Source organism: Enteractinococcus helveticum, assembly GCF_020742345.1.
Lineage (GTDB): Bacteria > Actinomycetota > Actinomycetes > Actinomycetales > Micrococcaceae > Yaniella > Yaniella helvetica_A.
The window spans coordinates 223091-247457 of sequence record NZ_DYXC01000072.1 but is presented as its reverse complement, the minus strand read 5'-3'; the positions used below and the strand labels follow the sequence as shown (position 1 = coordinate 247457).

Genomic DNA, 24367 nt, shown 5'->3' with positions numbered 1-24367 from the left:
TCGTGTCTGAGACAATTGATTCCGTACGGCTTGGTTGGAGCAGATTTGGCATCCGGTATGCTGGTCACTACCAGGCTGACTTTGAATTTTGTCTAACGGAAATTCTTTGATAAAGTTTCTCTTCGTTGCTCAGGAGCAATACGCCCCTCTAGCTCAATGGTAGAGCACCTGACTCTTAATCAGTAGGTTGCCGGTTCGAGTCCGGCGGGGGGCACAATTGAAATGATGGCTCACAGAACAATGGTTTAGTGGAGCCGTTTATTTTTTCCGAGCGTTGCGAAATTGCCTCGAATCATAGTCGAAGTCCAGTCACATAAGCTTCTTTCGCAACCCTAAACAACTTCGATTTACCATCGGTCGCCAGCCCCAACATTCGCACTCAGTGTTATGAACGCGCGCGAATTGGTCACGAATTGCGTTGGGATCAGGTGTCCCAACGGTCGGTCCAGACCTCACGAAATTGTCACGGGATAAAAGTGATCGCGTCGTCTAGCGCGAGGAAGTGATCGTTAACAATCGTCCAGCGTTGGGTGTTGGCCACCAGTTGTTCATCCCTCGAATATGCCATGTGTTTGTGCATTCCACCGGCTAGCGGACGGCGGCTGATAACGACCAAATTCTTCACATTTCAACATTGGTCGAGTCAACAACGGTGACTCGCTGCGATTAACGACGTTCAACTGCCCTGACATCTTGGCATGACATTCCGTAGTATCACTGTGACGTAGTGTCGCCCAACTTGGGTTTGGTCCACTACGAGCCGACCGGTGCATCCGCTGACATCAAATATGGTGATACGCATACTGGATCCCGTTATTTCACTGCTCACCCATGCATCTCTCGAAAGTCCTCGACGAGTGCTATCATCACCGTGGGTTCTCACACAAGCGGCACCTCAGCAGCGAGATCCCAATGAGAATCTAGGTCGGAGATCCCTTCAACGCTATCTATCTCCACTTGAAGTATATGGGTGAACACTGTTGGCTTCAGCCCAAACCTACCGCAAAATGCAGCTCGTAGAGACATGCTTCAATGGTCCAGACTAGCTGTATTGTACTATGACCCAGGATCCCCAAAAGTTGAGACCCTCGCACTAACCATGTCACAGCTGACCAGCAACGGAACGAATAGCTAGGCAACAGTGAAATCGTATTTGAATCCACAATTACATATATACGTACATATATACGATGTAGTCACTAATTGCTTTTATCATACTGACATGACGCGCAGACGAATGGAGAACGCCCTCTTGAAGTCATCACACAACGGATCAATGTCAGCCGGTCAGCACACAAGGGATTTTCTCTTGGTAGCTCCCGTCGAGATTTCCTCGAGACAAGTCCAAAACTTCAAAGCACCCCAGACAACAGATAACGGACGCTTCTTTTCTCGTTCCTCCGATCGGGCGCAATTTTTAACTTATAATCTCGAGCCAAGAAAACGATCACAAGTTTCACCAGTCACTCTGACGATCGGGGCGAAGTGCTCAGTAATTCTTGAAGTAGCTGAATTATGGATTGCACATTTTGGCGACACTGCCATTGTTGCTGTCCTATGTAGAGTGAACTCCCCAGTTATAGATACGCTGTCAGGATCTGAACTTGAACAGCTCGAGATTGCGTTGACCAAGATAGGGATCCAAGCTAGTGTTTCTGAACTTCAATGCCCTCCAGAGTCGGTAATGTGGGTCGGGCGAAACCGCTTGTTGCGCACGGACGAAAAAGTCACTGAAGGTTGGCTATCTTCAGAAGTTGTGACTAGTCCTTTAGACGGGACACCCGGTGCTTCCATTAACTCTGGTTGGGGAAATGGCTCTGTATTAGGCTGGGATCTACTAGACCATACGGAACGCTTAGAAGTCATTTGCGGTCTGATAGACGCACAATATCTCTGGCACCAAGCAGACAAATTATCTAGGAGCTCTCTAAATATCCTCCAGAGCATTGGCCCACCACAAGCGCGGGTTAAGTCGCGCGAGGTACGCCTTATGCAACACCAGATGGAAGAAGAATGGACAAATATGGCCAATCACCATCTCGCAGCTGATGATCTTTTCCTAAACGTGCAGGGAGTTCGTCGAACGGTTGCGCAGGCAAACCTAGACGCCTGGAATTACAATGAAACCATCGAGCGAATTACGCGCAGGATGCAAGACACGGGAAATGTCGTCAGCAGAAAATCTGCCAGACTTGATAGAAGATACCAATCTACTGTTGAAATGGTACTTTTCGCTCTGGGGCTTCTGACCTTTCTCGAAATCATACTGAGCGCCATATCTGCGGCCTATTCAGGAGCTGTACCTGGGATGCCAGGAGACGAGGAGACAATCGGCGTATTCGCATGGCTACGCAACACAAGTTCCGATGTGCTGGTGCTGGGCGCTTTCGCTTTGATATTTGTCGCAGCCGCCCTAGTAATTACTAGAAGGAAAAAATGAGTCGTCCAGGAATGCACCGTGTATACCAAACGCTGCTAGATGGTGTCCCCAATTCTGACTGGCTAAGAGCAACGTCAAGGATTGAAAACGAGCGACGTGCTGTAGACCAGTATTTAGAATCTCCACAGAGCCACGCCTACGGTTTCACCACTTTATTGGGGCATTTAGACGGGATTGAGATGACGCGGACCGAACAGGCCGTAGTCCTAGAATCACACCTCATCGAGCCCTCGTGGCAAGCCCCTTCGCAGCTTCGAAACTTACTTCTAGCTTGTAAAATTGAGCAATTACATCACGGTGGTTCCGGAATTCATAAAGACAGTTATCGATCTTTGCTCGATGCACTTGAACAATCATGCCGACCCATCCGAGGAAATTGGTCAGCGTCATATGGTTCGGGGGATGTCATCCCAGCCGCATGGCTTATGCAAGACTTGCGGGAATTTGACGAAAGTAGCCTCTTGGAGCATTCCGGCGACCTGATCACCCTGATCAATGGACATTACATTTCAACAGCATTCGGGCTCGCAACCGCGGCGGTACTTACGAAACACCTCGGGGTCTTTCTCGAGGAGTGGCTTCCACATTGTGCTCGACCAAGCAACGGGCTACCGGCACCTCTCCGAGACCTGCTTGACCAGTTTTTACCGGCCCAGCCAAACCAAACGAGACAACCGCCAGTGAGTATGCGAGATCCTACGCCTGTCCTTAAAACTATGGTGCGTACCGTTAGTCGGCTTGGGGAATCCGTAGAAAGCCGACTCCAGACGCCATCAGCAAACCCACTCTGGGCAGTGTCCACAGGACAGGCCCAACCTCAAAGCCAGGCGTCATTTTTAGATTTCAACCTTTCGTTCGATTTGGCAGCAGCAATCGAACTCGTCGGGTTAATTGGTGGTCTTTGGCAGCGACTCATTGAGCACACATGCGCTGATATCGGAAAGCAGGAAGGCGCCCACGTGCCGGTGCAACCACCCAAGGCAGCTCAAGTCGTCGTCGACCGAATGACCGGTGCTGGCAATTCACCGAGACGTTTCACCGGCCAAGAATCCCAAGGTGTCGAGGATCTCAGAGATATGAGCTTACAACTCACCTTAACGCTCCACACCCAGCTCACCGAACTAGACAACCTCCAACAGATTTGGCAGCAGCTTAGTGCAAAATACAACCAACCAGCTCGGTCTTCGGAGGGTTCCTTCGGGCGCCGCTTCCTCGAAATATTCCTTGGATGCTCGCAAGACACCTTTTCCAACGTGGATGCAGAACAATTACTGCAAACATTGGAGGTTGCTTGCAGCGGTCTCAACAGCCAAATGGCATAAAGCAAGTGCCATGACTACGATATTGCTTCAATGCCACCGACTTGAGAACCGGGGATAACCGTTTTCTCGTGGAGTGGGTGTAGTTGGTTCTGACACGTTGGCAGGTGCCACCTAAGTATTGAACTTGGCCGTTGATTCTTTCGCTTGTGGCATGGCCTTCAATAGCGATAACATCGCCTACCCATATGGTCCCGACGGCGCGCTGGAACGCTACGGTGTGACCGTTGAAGTGATCAGCGTTGAGGATTCAGGTGGGCCGCTCACCGTGGGTGCATTGACCGATGGTGATGTTGACCTGGCCGATATTTATACTTCATCACCGGCAATCGAAGAAAATAATCTTGTGGTACTTGAGGACCCAGAATTTCTGATCCTGCCCCAAAACGTTGTACCAATCGCCACTGATCAGCTGCCTGCCGAGGCCGTTAACGCGATCAATGCCGTTCAAGCTGAGCTGGGTCCAGACGACCTCATAGAACTCAACGCCCAGTCCGTCAATGAACAAGCTGCTGCCGCCGATGTCGCCTCTGCCTGGCTCGCTGACCACGACCTGTCCCGCTGAGTCGTCCCCAAGGAGCACAAATGGCGTTACCTGGCTGTTCACTTTGCCAGGTACTAGGCTAGAGTGTGACGAATTGTACTCGCCCGCTGGCCAAGAGGACTCATGCTATGAACACGGAATCTGCCATCACCGACCTAACCGTTGAACAGACGCTGGACTTTCTCACCGACAAACGCTTCGGCAGACTAGCAGTGTCATTGGATGGCCGACCAGATATTTTCCCGATCAACTTTGCAGTCCATGCCAATAATATTGACGACGTCGTGGCCTATATTCGGACATCCCCGGGCAATAAACTCTTTGCCACCGCAACCGGCAGCTACCTCGCGCTAGAAACCGACCATATCGACGGCAATATTGCCACCAGTGCTGTGGTGTACGGAACCGGACGCCGGGTCGAACACCACAAGGAACTCAGCCTGGTCGATACCCTGGATCTCGACGCGTGGATTGCCGTTCGAAAACCCGAAGTCATCGCCATCGACATCGAACACATCTCCGGCCGGCGTTTTGTCTTAGGCCCCAGCCCTGAAACCACCATTACCGAGGCACCCGACTAAACCTCGCTTGTTCATAGCGCACTATGTGATTTCATAACGTCTTCAGGGGCATTGCTGCGGACGTCGTTGTGTCCACCAGGCTCAGCGAACTCTCCAAAGCCCTGGCCGACGGTGGCTCCTCCGCCCGTGTGCTGGACCCTGGTAGATGTTGAGCAATGTCCCACATCAGTCGCGTTGCTCTTCGACAGTAACGTCGCAGATTTTCCATTCCAGTGTGCGAGACCCGCACCGGGTGCATTTCGTATGGCGAACGTGGTCCGTAAAATGCAGACCACCAACCCAAACATTGAGGAGCACACCGATGGCTCGCACACTTGCTACATATATTTCACTTCCAGGAACCACCGCTGAAGCCATGCAACATTGGCAGGAAGTTTTCGGCGGTGAGCTCAACATCATGACCTATGACGACGTCACACTGGAGGCCATGCCATTCGACCCTCCTGCAGGGGCGGTCGCCCACGCATGGCTGCAGTTTCCAGGTGGCCTGATCGCAGGATCTGATGTCATCGACGGCAAAAGTTATCCCGTTCGCGATACAGCCTATTCCATGTTGCTGTCGACCGACACTGCGCAGGAATCCCGCGACTATATTGGAAAGCTCATCGAGGGCGGCGGATCAGAGGCCATGCCATTTGAAAAAGCGCCCTGGGGTGGCTGGTATGGACAGGTCTTTGACCGCTTCGGCGTCATGTGGTCGTTCTCCAGCGACGAAGACTAACCACCACAGTGAAGATGCCTTAGGCGTCGTCGTCCGCGTTTTCTGCCTTGGACGACGATGCTGCTTTTGCTGCAGCCTTTTCTGCGCGTTGTTGGCGTTTCAGCTCTTTGAGGTGTTCACGGCGTTCTTCGCCCACTGCTTCAATCTGCTGCTGAGCCTTATCCACCGGGCTCAGTCCGTGGAATTCTTCCCGCCCGGTCCAAACCTTGACCACACTCCAGGCCACGGCGACCAGTGGGACGGCCAGGACCGCACCGATAATTCCCGCCAGCACCGTACCGGCGGTCAAGGCCATCAAAATCACTAGGGCATGCAGATTCAGTGTCTGAGCCATCACCACCGGTTGTAAGAAGTTGCCTTCCAGTTGGTTGACCAAAATGACGGCGGCCAGCACGATCAGCGCTACCACCGGTCCATTAGCCACCAGGGCAACCAGGGTGGCTAAAATCCCGGCAACGGTGGCACCCACCAGCGGAATAAATGCACCCAGGAAGACGACAACCCCCAGTGGGATGGCCAGCGGCACCTGCAGGATGAGCAACGCGATTGTAATACCAATGGCATCGACTGCTGCAACGATTGCAGTACCGCGAATATACCCACCAAAGGTGTGCATGGCCCGATCACCTGAGGCAATCGTTTGAGCCTTGAAGTGTTCCGGGGCCCAGGAAACGAAGAATGCCCAAATACGGTCGCCGTCTTTGAGCAAGAAAAACAAGATCACCAGCAGCAGTACCAGGCTGGTAACAAAGGTTCCCGCCGCGCTGATGGTGGTGACCGCACCGGTGCCGAATTCAGCAGAGGTCAAGAAACCGGTAACCGTATCGACCATCGAATCGATCTGGGATTGGTCGATGGTGAAATCCAGCCCCCCAAGGAATTGTTCCCCCCAGTCGCGTAACTGATTGAAACCTTGGACCGCTTGTTCAACCAGAGTTGACCACTCATTGATGACCGAGAACACCAGGGCGGTACCGATGCCGCCTAAGACAAGTAGGGCGCCAAGGAATACGGTCCAGGCGGCTAAGATATTTGACATCACACGACGACATAGTCGCACCAGAGGCCACAAGGCACAGGCCAAAATAATGGCGATGAGGGTAGGGATGACCACAACCGTCAGGTTGAGTAGTGCCAAGACCACCAGCCCCACGAGCGTGCCGACGATCAGCAGCTGTAGTGACCGCATACCTAACCGGCCCAAGGTGTCCGTCCACAACTGTGAGACGGTAAAATTCGGTCGCTTTTCCCGCGACTGGTTGAGTTCATCAAGAGTACTGGCCACTGATTGCCTCCCAGGTTGAACCGGTCATCGTCATCTGAGGGTACCGATGATATAGAACCTACCGGAAGACCGCCATCGCAACCAAAGACACGCCACAACATGAAAAGACACTACGTTGTCTCCAACGACGACCGACGTCATATTCGATGAGCCATATTTGAAAGTACGTCTCGTCGAACATATGATCATGGTACCAACCTGTTTGCAAGAATGAACGTCTTCTTGCGGCACAGAGGTAGGAAATACAACAGCGCTCCATACAATCGGGTTTAGACCACCCGTAGCTGCCGACGACGAAAGGCCCGTCCGTGCCCGATGACGTATTGACGATTGACAACCTGCATGTGTCATATCGAGGTGTTAAAGCCGTAGAGGGGCTTACGATTTCTGTCCCCGCGGCCACCATGACCTGCATCGTTGGGCCGAATGGTTCAGGCAAATCATCCACGTTAAAAGCCACCCTGGAACTGGTGGAACGTACCGCTGGAGCGATCCGGTTTTTTAATCAACGCGTGGACAAAGTACGTGAACGCATCGCTTATGTGCCGCAGCGTTCTACTACTGACTGGGATTTTCCCATCAACGTTTTTGATACCGTGCTGTTGGGCACCTATCCAAGGCTGCGGGTTTTCCAACGGCCCGGCAAGGTAGAACGCGAAATCGCTCGACGTGCGTTAATGCGCGTGCATATGGAAGATTTTGCTCACCGTCAGATTGCTGATCTTTCCGGTGGGCAACAACAGCGCGTATTTATCGCTCGTGCCCTCGCCCAACAAGCAGATATCCTGTTATTGGATGAACCGCTGATGGGTATTGACGCCGCCAGCGAGCAAAACATTATCGAGATTCTTCGCGAGCTCGTATCCGCCGGAAAGACCGTGGTCATGGTGCATCACGATCTATCGAATGTTGAAAACTATTTCGACCACATCATCATGATCAATAAACACCTCATTGCCCAAGGCCCAGTATCCCAAGCCCTGACTGGGCCGAACCTCACGGCAACTTTCGGAGCCAACCTGCTGGGGATCGGTGAATAAGTTATGGAATTTTTGTCCGATCTGCTCAACTATCCCCACCTTGCTCGAGCGGCTATCACCGCCGTCGTCATCGGTCTGGTTTCTGGTGTGGTGGGCTCGCTGATTATTTTGCGCGGCTTGTCGCTCATGGGTGATGCGATCTCCCACGCCGTGATGCCCGGTATTGCCGTCTCGTTCTTCTTCGGGGCCAATATCTTTATCGGAGCATTACTCTCAGGTTTACTTGCCGCAGCTGGCATCGGGTTTGTGAACTCGAACTCCCGGCTCAAACGCGATACGTCGATTGGCATTATCTTCACCGCGTTTCTGGCAGCCGGCGTCATTCTGCTGGCCCGGACTGAATCCTCCGTGTCCCTCCAAGCAATTTTATTTGGAGACGTGCTGGCAACCACTGTCTCGCAGATGTGGCAGTCGATCATTATCACCGTGGTGATCTCGTCTCTGGTCGTACTGTTTTATAAACAACTCCAAATCACCACGATGGACGCCCAGTTAGCCAAGGCCTACGGATTCCCAACCAGAATGATCAACTACGCCGTGCTGCTTGCCCTGGCGGTGGTGACCGTTTCGGCCGTACAAACCGTGGGGGTTATTCTCGTCGTCGCGATGCTGGTGACCCCGGCGGCAACCGCATATTTATTGTCGAAGAAATTTTCAACCATGATGATGCTGGCCGCAGCGTTGGGGATGCTGTCGTCAATCATCGGCATGTATTTCAGTTACACCTTTGAACTGCAATCCGGCCCGGCGATCGTGTTGGTCGCATTTGCGATGTTCCTATTGGCATTTCTCTTCAGCCCCCACCAAGGGTTCATCTGGACTCAACTACATAAACTACGCGACCGTCGTGCCGCGCAGCACTCCCCCGTCACTCAGGAAGGCTCCTCTCTATGAACAACACCTGGCAAATAGCAATCGCAGCCATCGGCGCTCTAATGCTGGCCGGATGCGGTAGTGAAACCTCGCCAGAAGCCGAGGATTCCGGGGTGGTGCAGGCGGTCTCAACGTTTTCGATCCTGACCGACATTGTGGAAGAAATCGGTGGCGAGCACGTCGAGGTCTATAACCTGGTTCCGGTGGGCCAGGATCCACACGAATACGAGTCGACCCCCGCAGATACCAAAGCACTAGCTGATGCGGACGTGTTTTTTGTCAATGGTCTCAACTTGGAAGGTGGAGACCAGGGCTGGGCGGCACGCATGGCCAACTCTGTCGGGATCGAAGATGACCGGCTGGTCGAAACCACCGAGGGCGTTGAGCCACTGTATTTGACCGAAGGCGTGGAAGATTCCATCAACCCTCATGCCTTTCTGGATCCGAATGTTGGCGTGATTATGGCCGAAAATGTCGCCGAATCGCTGGCCGAAATTGACCCGGACAACGCCCAGGCCTACCAAGAAAATGCTGATGCCTATGTTGGGGAACTGACGGCCATGCACGAGCAGTATCAACAAGAAATCGGAGATCTTGAAGAAGACCGTCGCATACTGGTGACCTCCGAGCGGGCATTCCAATACATGGCCCAACGTTATGACCTGCTCGAGGGCTACATTTGGTCGGTCGACACCGACGACATAGGCACGCCAGATCAGATTATTTCAACCATCGACTTTGTCACAGAACACCAACCCCCAGCGTTGTTCTTAGAGTCCAACGTGGCCAGCGCTCCCATGCAGACCGTATCGTCAGATACCGGAGTTGAAATTTATGCCACGGTATTTTCTGACGAACTCGCTCCCGAAGGCGAACCCGGCGACACCTACCTGGGATTATTGGAAGAAAACCTCACCAGAATATCTGAGGGACTTCAGCAGTAGACTACACAGTGTTTGACATCTGAAAGGAACACGCTTCATGACTGACAACCGTCTGTCCACGGGCGACGCAGCCCCACAGTTCTCCCTGCCCGACGCCGATGGCAATACCGTCTCGCTGTCTGACTATGCCGGCCAAAAAGTCATTATTTACTTTTATCCCAAAGCAATGACGCCCGGCTGCACAACGCAGGCATGCGATTTCCGGGATCGCATGGAACGTTTCACCGCCGATGGTTATCAGATCATTGGTATTTCACCCGACCCGGTCAAAAGCCTCGACAAGTTCACTGAAAAAGAAGACCTGAACTTCCCGGTGCTGTCAGATGAGGATCACGCCGTCGCTGAAGCCTACGGCGCCTGGGGTGAGAAAAAGAACTACGGACGGGTCTACGAAGGGCTGATCCGTTCGACCATTGTGGTGGATGAAGATGGCAACGTCGACGTCGCACAATACAACGTACGAGCCAAGGGCCACGTCGACAAATTGCGTCGCGACCTGGGCCTGGCAACCGCCGAATGATTCAATTAGGCAATTCGTTGTGAATGGGCTAAGCTTATTCCTCGGTCCACCACAACGGATGAGCGGGCGTGGCGGAATTGGTAGACGCGCTGGATTTAGGTTCCAGTGTCTTAATCGACGTAAGGGTTCAAGTCCCTTCGCCCGCACCACTGTCCTGAGTCGCGACATCGTTGACAGATGCGGCGCGACATGGAGGACGAAAGCTCCGGAATATTTTTCTGGAGCTTTTGTCATTCCCGAAGTACTTCACGTTGAGGCGGCTGCCGTATTTCGGGGTGTTAAGGGCAGAGCACACACGTTTATCTAGCGTAATTTATGCGTTGAAACCAGTGTTGGATATGTGCGGCGATAAGATCAGGGCATTCGTGCATCAGAGCATGGCCCGCCCCATCAATCAGTGCAATACTGGCTTTCGGGTAATGCTGCCCCAGTTGCAGCGCATCTATGTAGCCCACGGTCGAGTCCTGCCGCCCAGCCACAATCAATGATGGCTTGTTAAAACTCCCCTCACCCATGTCGATCGGCCAGTTGGCAAAAATTCGGCCCAGCGCTGCGTCGTCGACCTCTCGAATCCCCGGAAGAACGTGATCGCGGTATCGGCGAGCAGTAGCTCGTGTGCGCACCACAAAGTACTCTTGGAAACCGCTTCGGTCTTCTGGGTCGAGTTCGCCATTGTCATCGTCGTCCTGCCATATCACCGTGGGCTCCGGAACCTCGGTTGCATGCTGCGCAAGAGGGCATATCAGTGCCAGCCCATCTATGATGTCTGGCCGTCGTGCGGCCACGCCTCGTGCAAGGTACGCGCCATAGGAGTGTCCAAGCAACAGTGCGGAGCCGTCAGCAACGCGCTGGATAAAGTCGCACAGTACATGTACGACGTCGTTATTACTGTTGAGATGCACAGCTTCTGACTGTCCCATGGCGGGCAGATCAGGATAAATCCGTCGATAACCATCCTTCGGGAAGAAGGCCTCGACCGCAGCTTCGATCTCACGGTGATCGACGCCCGCCCAGTGGAGGGCGATCACCGGTATGCCTGTTCCGTATTCGACGTAGTGGATCACCGTTTGCCCGATGCGGCACTTCATGATTGCTCCTCTGGCCGTGAATTCTTTGAACACCCCGGTTGTTGTTCACGGTCAGACCGTGGCGCACGGTGTTAGAAGAGTCTATGAGCACTAGATGGCCTGCTCAATGGGGACTGTGGTTCAGGCTAGACAACGTATGTGAAAATTAAGGAACAGTTTGACTCCCCTCGTCAGAAATTTTGCCTACGCTGAGAAACACGGTGCAGGACAACAGTTTCAGGTGGACAGCTCATGAGTAGAAGAACACGTAATGAAACCCGCTGGTCTGTCCCGTTCCACCACTATGCGTCGCTGGACGCCTTTCTTGCCGCTGACGTGCAGCCCGGCGGGAATAGCTTTGTGCATCATGGTCGGGATATTGATGTACTGATCGAACATCGCTGCGCTACGACCACGCTGGTGGTGTTCAATGGAGACATCCCGTTGAACGTGCCGTATGTGCCGTATTTCACTGGCCGTGGGATTGCCAAGGATCTCGGGCTAAACCTGATTGCAGTGTCTGATCCTGTGCTCATCCATCGTGATATGACCGTCGCGTGGTATTTAGGCGACCAAGCCACCGGTCCCCTACGTCCGGTCCTGGTCCCGGCAATTCGACATGCACTGCAACACCTTGGTGGCAGCACCACGATCCTGTTTGGCGCATCGGGTGGCGGATTTTCCGCAGCCCATTATGCCCCACACTTCCCCAATTGCACCGCGCTGGTAATCAATCCGCGGCTGACGTTAGAGCGCCGGGCCCAGGACAAAATGGCCACGTATCTGCGACTTGCACACCAGATGGACACCCATGGTGCAATAACCGATCGAATCCGAACACTGTTGACCAATTATGGACCCACCGATCTTGCGACTCAGGCGCAACAGGGTCTGAATCATGACCTGCTCATTTACCAGAACTTTTTCGACTCCACCTACCTGCAACATCACCTATTGCCATTTCTGCGCGAGGCTGGAACCGATCCGCGCTGCTATATTCGTTTCGCCAACGACGGTCACGGCCACGTGCCGATCCCTCCCGAAACGGTTCGTCAGATCATCAGCCTCGTATCCTCTGACCAGTTGTCTGGTGTTCGAACCGCAGGGTTTGTTCCGGCAGCCCAGGCACCGGATCTCACCGGAGAATTCCTCCCCGAAATTGCCCAGCGGCTGGCTGCTTTAGAACAACACAATCGTCATTTGGGGCGGGAACGCGACGCACTTGAGGTCCAACAGCTTCGGCAAAATGATCGGATCGCAGAACTCAAAGCACGTTCCGATGCCCTGAACGACAAAATCCAATCCTTGAATCAACGCGTTGAACAACTACGCACCGAACCTGTGTTGTGGCGTCGCATCTGGCACATTATTCCGCGAGGCTTCCGCCAGCGCATCCGGCAACTGTTTCGCCGCACATCAATGTGAGACATAATCGGTGTTGCAAGTGATTTTGTGCGACGTCGTCGTGGGAATTTCACACTGGCGGCAAGCCTGGCTACGATATAGGCACCGAGTATCGCATCGGTATGTCCAGATCAGTCAGCACGCGGAAGGATTTCAATGCATCTTTCCCGTCGCACCCTGCTGGCCGGACTGGCTTCGCTGGGTCTGGCCCCGCTGATTCGTACAACCTCGGCAGACCCAACGTCCACGCCCGAGCCCACACTTCCTGAACCCGGGGCCAAAGTATTTCGCATCGGGGTACCGGCCAAGGCGTTGACCACCGATCCGGCGATCACCAGCGACGTGGAAACCCATCGGCTGGCGCGTCAGGTGTATCAGACGCTGATCGGAGTGGATGAAGAAACCGGTGAGACCATCCCCCAGTTGGCCGCCGAATGGAGCGTGTCCGACACCGGGCGCGAAGTGATCTTTACCTTAGAGCCGGACATCAGTTTCCACGATGGCAGCGAACTGACCGCCGACGTCGTCGTCGAAAATTTTCAACGCTGGGCTACGGCCGATCAACTGCTGGGCTCCCAATTCGATGATGTGGGCCGGTTACCGTTTTCGATTATTTTTGGCGGGTTTAGTTCCCAGGAGGCCTGCCTGTTGGAGTCGGTAGAAGCCACCGGCGAGCTCGAGGTCACCGTAACGTTGCGTCAACCGGTCACGAACCTGATTTCCGCGCTCACGCACCCGGCATTTAGTATTACCTCCCCGAATTCCTGGGCGGCATTTGATGCGGCCCTCAACGATGGGCTCCCGCTGATCCCCCTGGCGGGCAGCGGGCCGTATCGCTGGGGTGCATTAGACGGTGCCACGATTCAGTTGGAGGCGGTCAATGCCGCACACGACGTCGAGGTGCTCTCCGTACCGAATTTGCACGAACGGGTCTATGGGTTGTCGACCCAACAGCTTGATGTCTTCGATGCGGTCTCATCCGCGGTGTTGCGCCAGCTGGTGCAATCTGGGTACCAGGTGCTGCTGCGCGATCCGCTGGCCGTATTGTATCTGGGCATCAACCAGGCCCACCCGGTATTAGCTAATCTGCACGTGCGCCAGGCGGTAGCTCATGCGCTGTATCGCACCGATATGGTGGATTCACTGCACCTGGAGGGGTCCTATGTGGCCCACCAGTTCAACCCGCCGTCATTATTAGAACGCACCGACGACGTCGTCACCTATAACGCCGATGTATCCCGTGCCGCTGACCTACTGGCCGTAGCCGGCTACGACGGTGAGCCAATTGAATTCTGGTATCCCACCGGTGCCGAACGCGTCTATATGACGCAGCCCCAAAAACTCTTTGCCCATTTGTCTGGGCGGTTGACGGCGGCCGGATTCAATATCGTGGCGCGCCCGGTGCCGTGGGATGATGGCACCTATATGCGCTCGGTCTTGGGTGAAACCTCACAGCGCGGGCTGCATTTATTTGGGCGCAACTTTTTTATCCGCGACGCCCTGTATGTCCTGGCGGATCTCTTTGAACACCCCAACGCCGAATTCGGTTGGACCAACCAGGCCGTGACCGAAGATCTGGCCGCCGCCCGAACCGAAGATGACCCGGCAGTGCGCACCGCCCTATTGCAACGCGTTGAGGCGGCGGTGAGCTTGGACATTCCCGCGGTGCCACTGACATTCCCGATTACGGCGTTAGCTTCGGGGGACGACGTCGAATTTTATCCCATCTCGCCGGTGCTCGATGAACAGTATGCTCGCGTGCGGCTGATGGACTAAAGATTTACAATTTCGCTATGCCGCGGTAGTAGAGTGGCATGGTCACTAGTGTTCAGTTGAACAGATCAATGAGGATCAGGAGTTACAACGTGCCGCAGTCAGGATCATCCCCCGAAGTTGATGTTGTATTGATCGGGGGTGGGATCATGTCGGCCACCTTGGGCACGATGCTCAAGGAGCTGGAACCGAACTGGTCCATCGCACTGTATGAGAACCTTCACCAGGCCGGTCAAGAATCATCCGACCCGTGGAATAACGCCGGGACGGGGCACGCCGCACTGTGCGAGCTCAACTATGCGCCCGCCCAACCCGATGGCTCCGTGAATATCACCAAAGCCACAAATATCAACGAACAGTACCAAGTTTCCCTGCAGTACTGGTCGCACCTGGTCAACAATGGCACCCTGAAAGATCCCAACAGCTTTATCAACTCGCTTCCGCACATGTCCTTTGTGTGGGGCGATGACCACGCAAAATACTTACAAACCCGGTATGAGGCAATGGCGCCGAATCCGTTATTTGCCGAAATGCAGCACAGCGAAGACCACCAAGAGATCGCCTCCTGGGCACCACTGCTCATTGACGGGCGAACCGAGGGCCAGCGCGTGGCCGCCTCCCGGTTCGAACACGGCACCGACGTCGACTTTGGTGCCCTGACCCGTCAGTTGATTGACCAACTTGCCGACCACGGCGCCGAGATTCACTACGGCCACAAGGTCACCGGCATGTCCCGTGACACCGACGGCCGCTGGTCGCTGGACGTCAAAGACCACTTGAACGGTAAAAAATTCACCACCAGGGCCCGCTTTGTGTTCATCGGTGCCGGTGGTGGTGCGCTTGAGCTGTTGCAATCTTCGGGCATCCCAGAAGCCAAGGGCTTTGGCGGATTCCCGATCTCCGGACAATTCCTGCGCTCAACCAATCCCGACGTCATTGAACAACACCACGCCAAAGTCTACGGTCAGGCCGCCGTGGGTGCCCCGCCGATGTCCGTGCCGCACCTCGACACCCGCTTTGTCGACGGACGCCGCTCACTCATGTTTGGTCCCTACGCCGGGTTCTCCACGAACTTTTTGAAAACCGGGTCGTTCCTGGACCTGCCAAAATCGATTCGCCCACACAACCTGGGCACCATGCTTAACGTAGCCAAAGACAACTTCGACCTGGTCGGTTACCTGGTCTCGGAAATTACCAAAACCCACCGCAAAAAAGTCGACACCTTACGTGAGTTCTATCCCAACGCCGTCGATGGCGAATGGGAACTGATCACCGCCGGCCAGCGCGTCCAGGTCATGAAGAAAGACCCGGTCAAAGGTGGTGTGTTGCAGTTTGGTACCGAGCTCGTCTCGGGCGCCGAAGGCTCCATTGCAGCTCTGCTGGGGGCCTCCCCCGGTGCCTCCACAGCCGCCCCAATCATGGTCGAACTGTTGCGCCGCAGCTTCCCAGACCGCTTCACCGGATGGGAAACCAAACTCAACGAGATGATCCCATCGCTGGGCCACCGGCTCAACGACAACCCAACCCTGCTAGCCGAGGTCCGCAAGGAAACCAATAAGGCCCTGCAGCTGAACTAACACCGACAAAATCCCAGGCTCAATCCACTCGGGCCTGGGATTTGTTGTTCCCCGCGCCACCTCCTGGGGCCTCTGCCCGCCAGCTGCCCGAGCCAGCTGCGCGCGAAGATTTTTCCCGCGCGCAATATATCACACCTGTGGATTACCGACGACGTCGTCCACGTTTTCCACAGTTTGCCAATCTGCGCACACGTGCCGGATTCGACTGGTGCATGATGGGACACCAAGGAGGTGCACCCATGACCGCAACACAACCCAGCACCGGCACAACCGTCGCGAACCCCGTGGACTGGGCTGCCCTCAGCACCGACGAAATCCATGCCGTCCTCCGTGGCGCCTATACCGAACTCGAAGCCCGCGAACAAGACGCCCCTACCGACGGCATTCTGCATCGCTCCATACAGCTCGAAGAAACACTGCGCATGGCGGCTCCCCTGCAATACCGCTACGCAGGTCTGCTCCAGGACGCTTTCAACAACGAGAAACTTCGAGACTGCGTCAACTTACCCAAAGGCAAAACCCCGTTTCGCGATGCCACCGACTTCCTGGCGAAAACCCACGGGCTACGGGCTAACGAAGCTGCAGCACGCTTGCGGTTAGCCGCATCGCTGACGCCGGTTCGAGCCACTGATGAACAACGCACCGACGACGTCGGCCACACCCACCTGCCCATCCTGAGTCAGTTCAAGGGTCAGGTTCACCCGAGCAAACTTTCTTCCGCATTGTCCATGCTTGCAGAGGTCGATAAGCATGCTCAAGCGGCGGGCAAGGACGAGACGTTCCGGGCCAAGCTTCGTCGGGTCGCCGAAAAGGATCTGGCTGAAAAGATTGAACGCACCACGCCCGAAGAGTTCAGCCGGTATGTTACCCAACGCAAGAAAGACCTATTGGCTTCGCTGGATCCGCCAGACGGCAATTTCACCCAGGCACAAACGGAGGCAATGTATGACGTGCGTCGAACCGGACCGGTACGTGGCAATAAGAATGCGATCGGTTACGAAATGGTCGTGGATGCCGAGTGCGACGAAATCCTGCAAACGTACCTCATGGGCCGCACAAATCCGCGCGGTAAAGACGACGCAGACACTGACTTCGAGACGCGCAGCCGCGGCCACCGAAAAATGGTTGCGCTTCGTGACGCGTTGAAGTTTGTCACCGCAAATCTCGATAAAACCGGGTTCCGTGGGGCCAGCGGAGCACACACCCAAATGCTGGTCATAATCGACTACCCCACCCTGCTTGACGGACTGCGCAAGGACCTCGGCGACCGACTGCCCGAGATTTCTGCGGCACAACGTGAGAACCTTCTTGCCCTGCTAGCACAAGCACACCACGAGACGAGCAGCGATAATGCCACGGCCCAGTTACCTTTAGGAACCGTAACCGCAGACGATGCACCAGCACCAGAAACGCATTCACCACATGAATCCATCATGAAACAACTTGGTGAAAATGTGCTTTCCCTGCCGCCACCGAAAACCACGAATATCGAGGAGATTATCGACGACGACAATCTCGACCGGTTGCAGCCGAGAATATCGCAAGGTGTGTATAACCCGGATATTCCACCGGATGTTCTGTTGCGTATGCATTGCGATATTGGTATTACTCCGATCACGCTGACGGGTGACCGGCAGATTTTATCCGTGGGGACTTTAACACGGCAATTCCCCGAGCATGTTCGTCGAGCCATTAAAGCTCGCGACCGGGGCTGCGCTGTGCCAGGATGCCATGTGCCAGTAGCACTGTGCGAAATTCACCACGCCACGCCCTGGGCCAAAGGTGGTGTCACGAGCACCGATAACGGCGTCATGCTGTGCAGCCACCACCACGCTGCGGTGCACGCTCAAGCATTAAAGATCGTGCGAGTTGACGGTGAATTCCGATTCGTCTTGCACCCGATGATCGACGCCGACCAACGACCTCGGGTCAACTATTTCTTCCAGGCCTAATGCGCGCATTAAAGCGCAAGACCCGCTCATTTGGCGGGTCTTGCCTTACGTATTGTCTCTGGATTGGTGGGCTTCAACGATGCTGTCGCGGAAAAACTCCCGGACTTTCTGCCAATCCACTGCAGTCTGGTTGAGGTGTTCGACCATACGGGAAATTTCTGCGTGCTGTTCGGCTCGGCGTTCGGCTTCTGCCCGGGCCTGCATGCGGCGTCGAACTTCATGTTGTAACCGTGCCATGTGAAGATCGGTGTCGGTCAGCAGTTTGAGGAGTTGCTGATCTGTGAGTTGTTCTAGCTTCTCATCCGAGCGATCTGAAGTTGTCATGTCTCCTCCGGAGTCACCGTGCAGTTAGATCAGGGCACTCAGACCGATGATAATGCCCGGTAGAACAATGAACAGCCCTGCAAGCCAGGCAACGACGTATAGCTTGTTCTTTGCACCGAGATTGCCCAACCATGTCGCTCCAATGACTGGGATCGGACGCAGGAATGGCAGGGAAAAGATCACAATCGCTGAGAAAATGTTGTAGAACAAGTGGACGGCAGCAGCGGTCATTGCGGCTGTTGCTGCCGAACCGGAGAATCCAAAGGCTGCAATCATCGCCGTCATAGTGGTACCAACATTCGCGCCAACGGTAAAGGGATAAATCTGCCAGATGGAGAATTTACCGGAGGCTGCCAGCGGAACCGCTAGCGAGGTGGTCGTGGATGAGGACTGAACCATGACCGTGATGATCAGACCGGATACGATCCCGGAGATTGGGCCGCGACCGATCGCGTTGTGGAACATCTTTTCAACGTTGCCCACCAGCAAGACTTTGAGCATGCTGGAGATGAATTTGATGACGAGCAGAATGCCAGCCACACCCAGAACGATCATGGCGATGCCGGCCCACACTGGCGGCATGATGGCCAGGAGACCAGCTTCTACAAGATCTGCTCCCGGGTCGGTTACGGCTGTGACGGCACTGCCCATTCCGGTGAAGATGGTGGCGATGATCCCGCCGTCAGAGCCAGTGGTTGCCCCAGCGAACCAAGTACTCACCCGGTTCAGAATCCCGAAGGCCCATTCCAGCGGGAAGAAGATCGCCACAGACAGCAGGTTATACATGTCATGGACGGATGCTGCAGTAAATGCGCGGCGGAATTGATTGCGGTCGCCTGCTGCACCCAGAGAAACCAGAGTGGAGGTCATGGTGGTGCCCACGTTGGCACCCATCAGGATCGGGATAGCAGTCTCAAGTGGTAGACCACCGGCGACCATACCCACAACGATTGAGGTCGTCGTCGAGGACGATTGTGTCAAAACGGTCGCCAAAATACCGATCACGAGTCCGATAACGGGATTTTGTGCGAAGGCGAAGATCTCTTCTGCACGCCCACCGGTGGCAGCACCGAATCCGGAACCGATAATGCTCACCGCGGTGATCAAGATATAGACGGCCAAGACCACGGAGAACCATTCAACGACTTTGCGAGTTCTTCCGGTGAATGGGAGGCGATCCATGAGACCCGGACGCTTGACGGGGGTGGTGTCTTCCTCGACTAGAGGTGCGTCGTGGAGCGGAGCATGGAGTGTCTTGCGCTCCGTCGAGTTATCTAGGCTCATACCCGAGATGTTCCCTTCGTAACGGGTGATGTCGCGCCCAGTGAAACACCGGAAGGTAAACCAAAGGTTAACTCTGGGTCAATGTACGGTTTTGGACGTCGAAAAATGTCTCATTTATTCCAGGTATTCCCCGCGCAAAGTCGTAAAACCCCTTGTCAGGGGAACGGTTGAGTGATTAATCACAACTTTTGGTTTCTCGCTGCCCAGCGCCGAAAGTGAATAACAAGATGCATTCGCTCCTGTGTTTCACGTTAGGAATATGGTTCTGAGGGGCCCTTCTCGTGGTGTACACCTCGATCGAGCCCAGAAATACATGGGCAAGCCATCTTGGTGTGGCGAAATTCTCCGCAACTGTTTACCATCAGTTCAGCTATTTGGGCTCGTTGCGGCGGGCCGCGGCAGGCATGTGGCAGGCTGGCGGTGAGTTGCTGCTGTCTAGGCTAGGTCTGGCCCGACGATATTCACCGTGGAACCGGACTGCAATTTCTGGACCTGAATGCGGTAGGGAATCTGCTGTTTCATGGACTCAACGTGCGAGACAAGACCAATGAGACGGCCGTCGTCCTGCAGCGCAGCCAGCACACCCATAACTTCTTCTAGGGTGTCAGCATCCAGCGAGCCAAAGCCCTCATCGATGAACAGCGTGTCCATGGCCACTCCCCCGGCTTGAGCCTGAACGGCGTCGGCAAGACCCAGTGCAAGGGCTAAAGACGCCATGAACGTTTCACCGCCAGATAGGGTCGAGGGGGTGCGCACGGTGTCATTGAGGTGGTCGATGACCTCCAGGTTCAAGCCGGAGTGGCCGCGGCCGCCCTGCCCGACGGCGTGTTTGAGTTCATAACGTCCGCCGGTCATCCCGGTGAGGCGTTCTGAAGCATTGGCCGCAACGTGTTCCAGCCAGCCCGCCAGCACAAAGGAACGCAGCGGCATACTCACGGTATTTTCTCCACGTCCGGCGACCACATCGCTGAGTCCAACCAGTTCCTCGTAAATGGCTAGCTGTTCTGCCGAGCGTTCGCTGACCTGGGTTAACAGGTCTTGGTGGGTTCGACATTGCTTGTGGGTGGCTTCGATGCTGCCGTGCTCGCGGTTGGCTTCTGAGAGGGCCTGTTCGGCGGCACGCTGGGCTTGTTGGGCCGCCTCGAGGGTTTCTTCTGATGGGGGCGCGACGTCGTCGTCGAGTAATTTCAGACCTGCGATGACGGCGGTCTGACCGGCTTTTTCTGCCAGCCGGTCGCTCTCGGTGGTCCACTGACGCACCAAGGTTTCATATTCGGCCTGCGTTGTGGGATCCAGGAAATTTTCGCAGGCTTCGGCGGCGTCCTGATAGGCAGGGTGGTCCTGGGTCGCCGAATTGGCTAGAGCTTCGTGCACGCGTTGTTGGGCGGTGGTGTGATTGGCGACGGCGGTGGTGACGGACTGCCCGGCGCGCACGATCTGACCCACAAGCCGGTGAGCTGGTTCCACTGCGGCCCGCAATGCTGCAACATCGGGGAAATCGCCTAGGGCTGCAGCCAGCTCGTCCCGGAGTTGGGCAAGTTCAGTGGTCTGAGATGCAATCTGTGTGGTGACCTCGGTGAGCTGCTGGGCAACAGTGGTTTTGGCTTCGCGGAGTTGTTCGGTCTGGGCTTCGCGTTCCTTAATGCGCGTACGAAGCTGTGTCAGCTCGGTGGCTTCACGCTGGGCCTCAGCAACCGTTTGTTGTGCATGAGTCACGGCCGCTTCGGCATCGGTGAGGCAGAGTCCCCCGGCTTGGGTCTGCAGTTCTTGGAGGTCGGTAAGTTTGAGTTGATACGTTTCAGCTGCGGTATTGGCTGCCCGGCGGGCTTGGGTTGCGCGTTGTTGGGCCTGTTGAACGGCGTCGTTGGAAATTTCTGCCAGGTCGAGCGTTTCGGCCGGTTGCGGGTGGGTGGTCGAACCGCAGACTTCACACGGTTGCCCGGGTTCCAATTTGTCCGCCAAAAACCCTGCGGCGGCCTCAATGCGACGGCGCAATAGGTCTTGGGCGTGTTCAAGTGCCGCATCGGCCTGGGTTTGGGTCTCATCGAGTGTGCGTTTGGCACCATCAGCGGCAGACTGGGCGGTTTGAGCTTTTTGTGCGGCGGTGTATTTGGTTTTGGCCTCTTGAAGCTGCTGTGTCGCAGTTTCCAGGGTTTTCTCCACGCCTGAAAAGTGTTCGGCGCGCTGGCGGTCGGCGGTCAGCTGTTCACACACCGTGTCGAATTGTTCTTGCAGTTGTCCGATGCGTTGGCTCAGGGTCTGCTGACTGGTGGTCCAGGTGTCGAGTTGTCGTTGCCCGGCTTGGATCGTAGCCTGGGTTTTTTCGTGTTGGGCAACGTGTTCTAAGGCTCGAATGGCGGCGGCTTCGACCGTCTTCCAGCCAGCAAGTAACGGTTGGAGCTCACCGGCGTCGACCGTGAAAATCGGCTGTTGCCCGGCCCAGTCAATAATGCTGGGGTCTTGTTGTGCCGCATCGCAACGCTGCTGCAGGGTTTCCACGGCGTCTGCAAGTGCGGTCTGGGCGGTTTGGCAGTGGCGTTGGGCTTCGACCACGGCCCGGGCGCGTTCGTGGTGTTCCAGTTGTAGTGTTGCTTTGCGCACCGCGGGGGCCTGTTTTTGATGAGCGGTATGACGACGGCGATATGCTTCGGCCTCGCGCAGGTGTTCTTGTTGCTGTTGCAACTGTTGGAATGCATCGCGAGCGGTTTTCAGGGCGCGCTGGGATTGCTCGACTCGACGTTGTGCTCCGGTTGCCAGTTCGGACATGAGCCTGTCGGTGTGGGCGATGAGTTCGACGTCGTCCAGGGTCTCGAGATCAGCCGGCTCGGTTGCCGGCTGGGTGGAGTCAGCATCGTGGGGTTGTGCGCAGGTTTGCGCGGTTTCGATCAGGCTTGCGCGCAGGGTATCACGGCGTTGCGTGTCGGCTTGCAGGGTGCCACGCAGTTTCTTGGCCTCAGCGGCAAGGTAGTCGCCGATTTCGTCGAAGCGGTGGGTGTTGAACAGCTGGCGCAAGATGGCCTCGCGGTCGTTGCTGGAGGCCTTGAGGAAACGGGCGAACTCGCCCTGGGGTAACAGTACAACCGAGGTGAATTGTTCCCGGCTCAGCCCGATGACGCCGCGTAGGATCTGTTGGGCTTCATCGACGCGGGTGGTCAGCTGGCGGTGCTCGCCGGCAACGATTTCCACCAGCGACATGGCCGCCTGGCGGGTGACGACGTCAAGCGGGTCTTTGGCGCCACGCCGCGGGGCGAAGTGCTGCAGGGTCCGGTCAATGATAAATCGGCGGGTACCAAATGTGACATCAAGCTGGATGGTTGGTGGCAGTCCGGGCTCGGCCAGTGTGGAATGCAGTTCGGTATTTTTGCGTTCGTCGTCAGCCTTGCCGTACAGGGCGAAGGTGACGATATCTAAGATGGTGGATTTGCCGGCGCCGGTGGGTCCGTCGAGCAGGAACAGTCCGACGTCGTCGAGCTGGGTGAAATCCAGGTGCTGAGATGTGGCGTATGGGCCGATGGCTTGGAAGGTTAGGGTGTGGATGCGCATTATTTCACGTCCTGTGCGGTGACGCGGTTGACGTGGTGCAGGGCTTCGGTGAGCCAACGGTGTTCATTGTCTGAGGCCGGACGGTTGCGGACGTGGTCAACAAAATCCAGGATCAAATCCATATCGGTGGTGGCTTTGGCGATGCGATCGGAGTAAGTGGTTTGGGCTTCAACACCCCCGGTGGGCGCCAGGATAAAATTCAACATGCCCGGAAAGCGGTGTTTCAGACGGCGGAAAGCATGCGGTGGGCGTTTGGGGTCGGTCACGGTGATTTGGCACCAGGCGTCCTCGGCCCAAGCATACTGCTGGGATTCCAGCAGCGGGGTGATCTCATCTTTAAGAACCGCCAGCTGTTTGAGCTGCGGGATATCAACGGGCTCGATAGTCAACTCGTGGTGTGTATCCAGTAGCCACATGCCCTTGGTGTGGTTGACCTCCGAGAACGAATAGGCCACCGGTGAACCCGAATAGCGCACCGTGTCAGACATACTCTGGCGGCCGTGCAGGTGCCCCAGAGCAACATAATCCATGCCGTCAAAAATATCGGCGGGCACCTGACCCAGGGTACCGACTTCGCCCTGACCAATATTTCGTTCGGATTCGGACCCAGAGGCGCCGGCGGCAAATAGGTGGGCCATCAGAATGTGTGTGGCGTGCTCCAGACCCCGAGTGGAAATTTCTGCGCGCACCTGCTCCATCACATAGCCCATCACGGCGGTGTGGTTGGCCGCCACGCCAAACTCGGCGGCGTGGTAGCGCGGCTCCAAATACGGCACCGTCCAGATACACACGGGTGCGGCGTCGTCGGGAGCAAACACAATGGGGTCGGTGATGGATTCGGGCATGGTGCGAATATAGACGTCGCGCATCATCCGGGACATAAAACCTAACCGGATTGCGGAGTCGTGGTTACCCGAGGTGACAATGACGGTGGCACCGGCCGCGTGCATGTCCACCAGCGCCTGGTCAAACATGGCCACCGCATCCACGGGTGGCAGGGCACGGTCGTAGACGTCGCCGGCGATCAACACCAAGTCAATATCGCGTTCGGTAATGGTCTCGATCATGAAATTGATCGCGTGCTGCTGGGCGTCGGCCATGCCCACGTTGTGAAATGAGCGGCCCAGGTGCCAGTCCGAGGTGTGAAGAATTCGCATGCCACTCAGTCTAAGCAAC

At 55.7% G+C, this 24367-nt stretch carries 20 protein-coding genes, 2 tRNA genes and 1 pseudogene; 16 read left to right on the top strand and 7 right to left on the bottom strand.

The annotated features are described in order from the left end of the window. Positions 1-142: 142 nt before the first annotated feature. Positions 143-214, top strand: a tRNA-Lys gene (locus K8V32_RS07015). Positions 215-463: 249 nt separating this feature from the next. Here K8V32_RS07015 and K8V32_RS07010 read toward each other — a convergent pair. Next, a complete protein-coding gene (locus K8V32_RS07010) occupies positions 464-625 on the bottom strand; it encodes a hypothetical protein (RefSeq protein ID WP_303904927.1) in 162 nt (53 codons plus the stop codon). A 627-nt stretch (positions 626-1252) separates the two neighbouring features. On the opposite strand from K8V32_RS07010, the gene K8V32_RS07005 reads away from it, so the two are divergent. From K8V32_RS07005 to K8V32_RS06985, 6 genes and pseudogenes are all read left to right on the top strand, one after another. After that, positions 1253-2440 (top strand): hypothetical protein, encoded by a 1188-nt coding sequence (locus K8V32_RS07005; protein ID WP_303904925.1) that lies wholly within the window; start codon positions 1253-1255, stop codon positions 2438-2440. Further along, positions 2437-2856, top strand: a pseudogene (locus tag K8V32_RS14625) (aromatic amino acid lyase); the annotation flags it as partial. The gene K8V32_RS07005 and the pseudogene K8V32_RS14625, both read left to right, overlap by 4 nt. 300 nt (positions 2857-3156) lie before the next feature. Then, a complete protein-coding gene (locus K8V32_RS07000; protein ID WP_303904922.1) occupies positions 3157-3762 on the top strand; it encodes a hypothetical protein in 606 nt (201 codons plus the stop codon). 151 nt (positions 3763-3913) lie between these two features. Continuing rightward, entirely contained in the window at positions 3914-4324 is a 411-nt protein-coding gene (locus K8V32_RS06995) for a glycine betaine ABC transporter substrate-binding protein (RefSeq protein ID WP_303904919.1), read from the top strand. A 107-nt stretch (positions 4325-4431) separates the two neighbouring features. After that, on the top strand, positions 4432-4884 hold the full coding sequence (locus tag K8V32_RS06990) for a pyridoxamine 5'-phosphate oxidase family protein (RefSeq protein WP_303904916.1): 453 nt from the start codon (positions 4432-4434) through the stop codon (positions 4882-4884). 301 nt (positions 4885-5185) lie between these two features. Beyond that, complete coding sequence (locus K8V32_RS06985; RefSeq protein ID WP_303904913.1) at positions 5186-5605, top strand: VOC family protein; 420 nt, start codon at positions 5186-5188, stop codon at positions 5603-5605. Positions 5606-5624: 19 nt separating this feature from the next. Here K8V32_RS06985 and K8V32_RS06980 read toward each other — a convergent pair whose 3' ends face one another. Next, the gene (locus K8V32_RS06980) at positions 5625-6890 is read right to left on the bottom strand and encodes an AI-2E family transporter (RefSeq protein WP_303904910.1); all 1266 of its coding nucleotides are present in this window, start codon (positions 6888-6890) and stop codon (positions 5625-5627) included. Between the two features lie 308 nt (positions 6891-7198). Here K8V32_RS06980 and K8V32_RS06975 point away from each other — a divergent pair, with 308 nt between their 5' ends. The 5 genes from K8V32_RS06975 to K8V32_RS06955 all read left to right on the top strand — a co-directional run bounded on the left by K8V32_RS06975 (position 7199) and on the right by K8V32_RS06955 (position 10416). Beyond that, the gene (locus K8V32_RS06975) at positions 7199-7930 is read left to right on the top strand and encodes a metal ABC transporter ATP-binding protein (RefSeq protein WP_303904907.1); all 732 of its coding nucleotides are present in this window, start codon (positions 7199-7201) and stop codon (positions 7928-7930) included. 3 nt (positions 7931-7933) lie between these two features. Next, a complete protein-coding gene (locus K8V32_RS06970; RefSeq protein ID WP_303904905.1) occupies positions 7934-8824 on the top strand; it encodes a metal ABC transporter permease in 891 nt (296 codons plus the stop codon). Beyond that, positions 8821-9747, top strand: coding sequence for a metal ABC transporter solute-binding protein, Zn/Mn family (locus tag K8V32_RS06965; protein WP_303904902.1), 927 nt, complete (start codon positions 8821-8823; stop codon positions 9745-9747). Before K8V32_RS06970 ends, K8V32_RS06965 begins: the two co-directional genes overlap by 4 nt. Positions 9748-9784: 37 nt before the next feature. After that, positions 9785-10267, top strand: coding sequence for a thioredoxin-dependent thiol peroxidase (gene bcp / locus K8V32_RS06960; protein ID WP_303904897.1), 483 nt, complete (start codon positions 9785-9787; stop codon positions 10265-10267). 62 nt (positions 10268-10329) lie between these two features. Beyond that, positions 10330-10416, top strand: a tRNA-Leu gene (locus K8V32_RS06955). Positions 10417-10566: 150 nt separating this feature from the next. On the opposite strand, the gene K8V32_RS06950 is transcribed toward K8V32_RS06955, so the two are convergent. Next, positions 10567-11355, bottom strand: coding sequence for an alpha/beta fold hydrolase (locus K8V32_RS06950; protein WP_303904893.1), 789 nt, complete (start codon positions 11353-11355; stop codon positions 10567-10569). A gap of 231 nt (positions 11356-11586) precedes the next feature. Here K8V32_RS06950 and K8V32_RS06945 point away from each other — a divergent pair, with 231 nt between their 5' ends. The 4 genes from K8V32_RS06945 (at position 11587) to K8V32_RS06930 (ending at position 18040) form a co-directional block, all read left to right on the top strand. After that, positions 11587-12759, top strand: coding sequence for a hypothetical protein (locus K8V32_RS06945; protein WP_303904889.1), 1173 nt, complete (start codon positions 11587-11589; stop codon positions 12757-12759). A 135-nt stretch (positions 12760-12894) separates the two neighbouring features. Next, positions 12895-14514: an ABC transporter substrate-binding protein gene (locus K8V32_RS06940; RefSeq protein WP_303904886.1), complete on the top strand. Its 1620-nt coding sequence runs from the start codon at positions 12895-12897 to the stop codon at positions 14512-14514. A 68-nt stretch (positions 14515-14582) separates the two neighbouring features. Beyond that, positions 14583-16088: a malate:quinone oxidoreductase gene (locus K8V32_RS06935; protein WP_303904883.1), complete on the top strand. Its 1506-nt coding sequence runs from the start codon at positions 14583-14585 to the stop codon at positions 16086-16088. A gap of 239 nt (positions 16089-16327) precedes the next feature. After that, positions 16328-18040 (top strand): HNH endonuclease signature motif containing protein, encoded by a 1713-nt coding sequence (locus K8V32_RS06930; protein WP_303904880.1) that lies wholly within the window; start codon positions 16328-16330, stop codon positions 18038-18040. 45 nt (positions 18041-18085) lie between these two features. Here K8V32_RS06930 and K8V32_RS06925 read toward each other — a convergent pair whose 3' ends face one another. The 4 genes from K8V32_RS06925 to K8V32_RS06910 form a co-directional block, all read right to left on the bottom strand. Beyond that, positions 18086-18364 carry a hypothetical protein gene (locus tag K8V32_RS06925; protein ID WP_303904877.1) on the bottom strand — a complete coding sequence of 93 codons (279 nt, stop codon included), beginning with the start codon at positions 18362-18364 and terminating at the stop codon, positions 18086-18088. 24 nt (positions 18365-18388) lie between these two features. Beyond that, complete coding sequence (locus K8V32_RS06920) at positions 18389-19648, bottom strand: Na/Pi cotransporter family protein (RefSeq protein WP_303904874.1); 1260 nt, start codon at positions 19646-19648, stop codon at positions 18389-18391. A gap of 435 nt (positions 19649-20083) precedes the next feature. Next, on the bottom strand, positions 20084-23191 hold the full coding sequence (locus K8V32_RS06915) for an AAA family ATPase (RefSeq protein ID WP_303904871.1): 3108 nt from the start codon (positions 23189-23191) through the stop codon (positions 20084-20086). Next, entirely contained in the window at positions 23191-24348 is a 1158-nt protein-coding gene (locus tag K8V32_RS06910) for a metallophosphoesterase family protein (protein WP_303904868.1), read from the bottom strand. Before K8V32_RS06910 ends, K8V32_RS06915 begins: the two co-directional genes overlap by 1 nt. Positions 24349-24367: the final 19 nt, after the last annotated feature.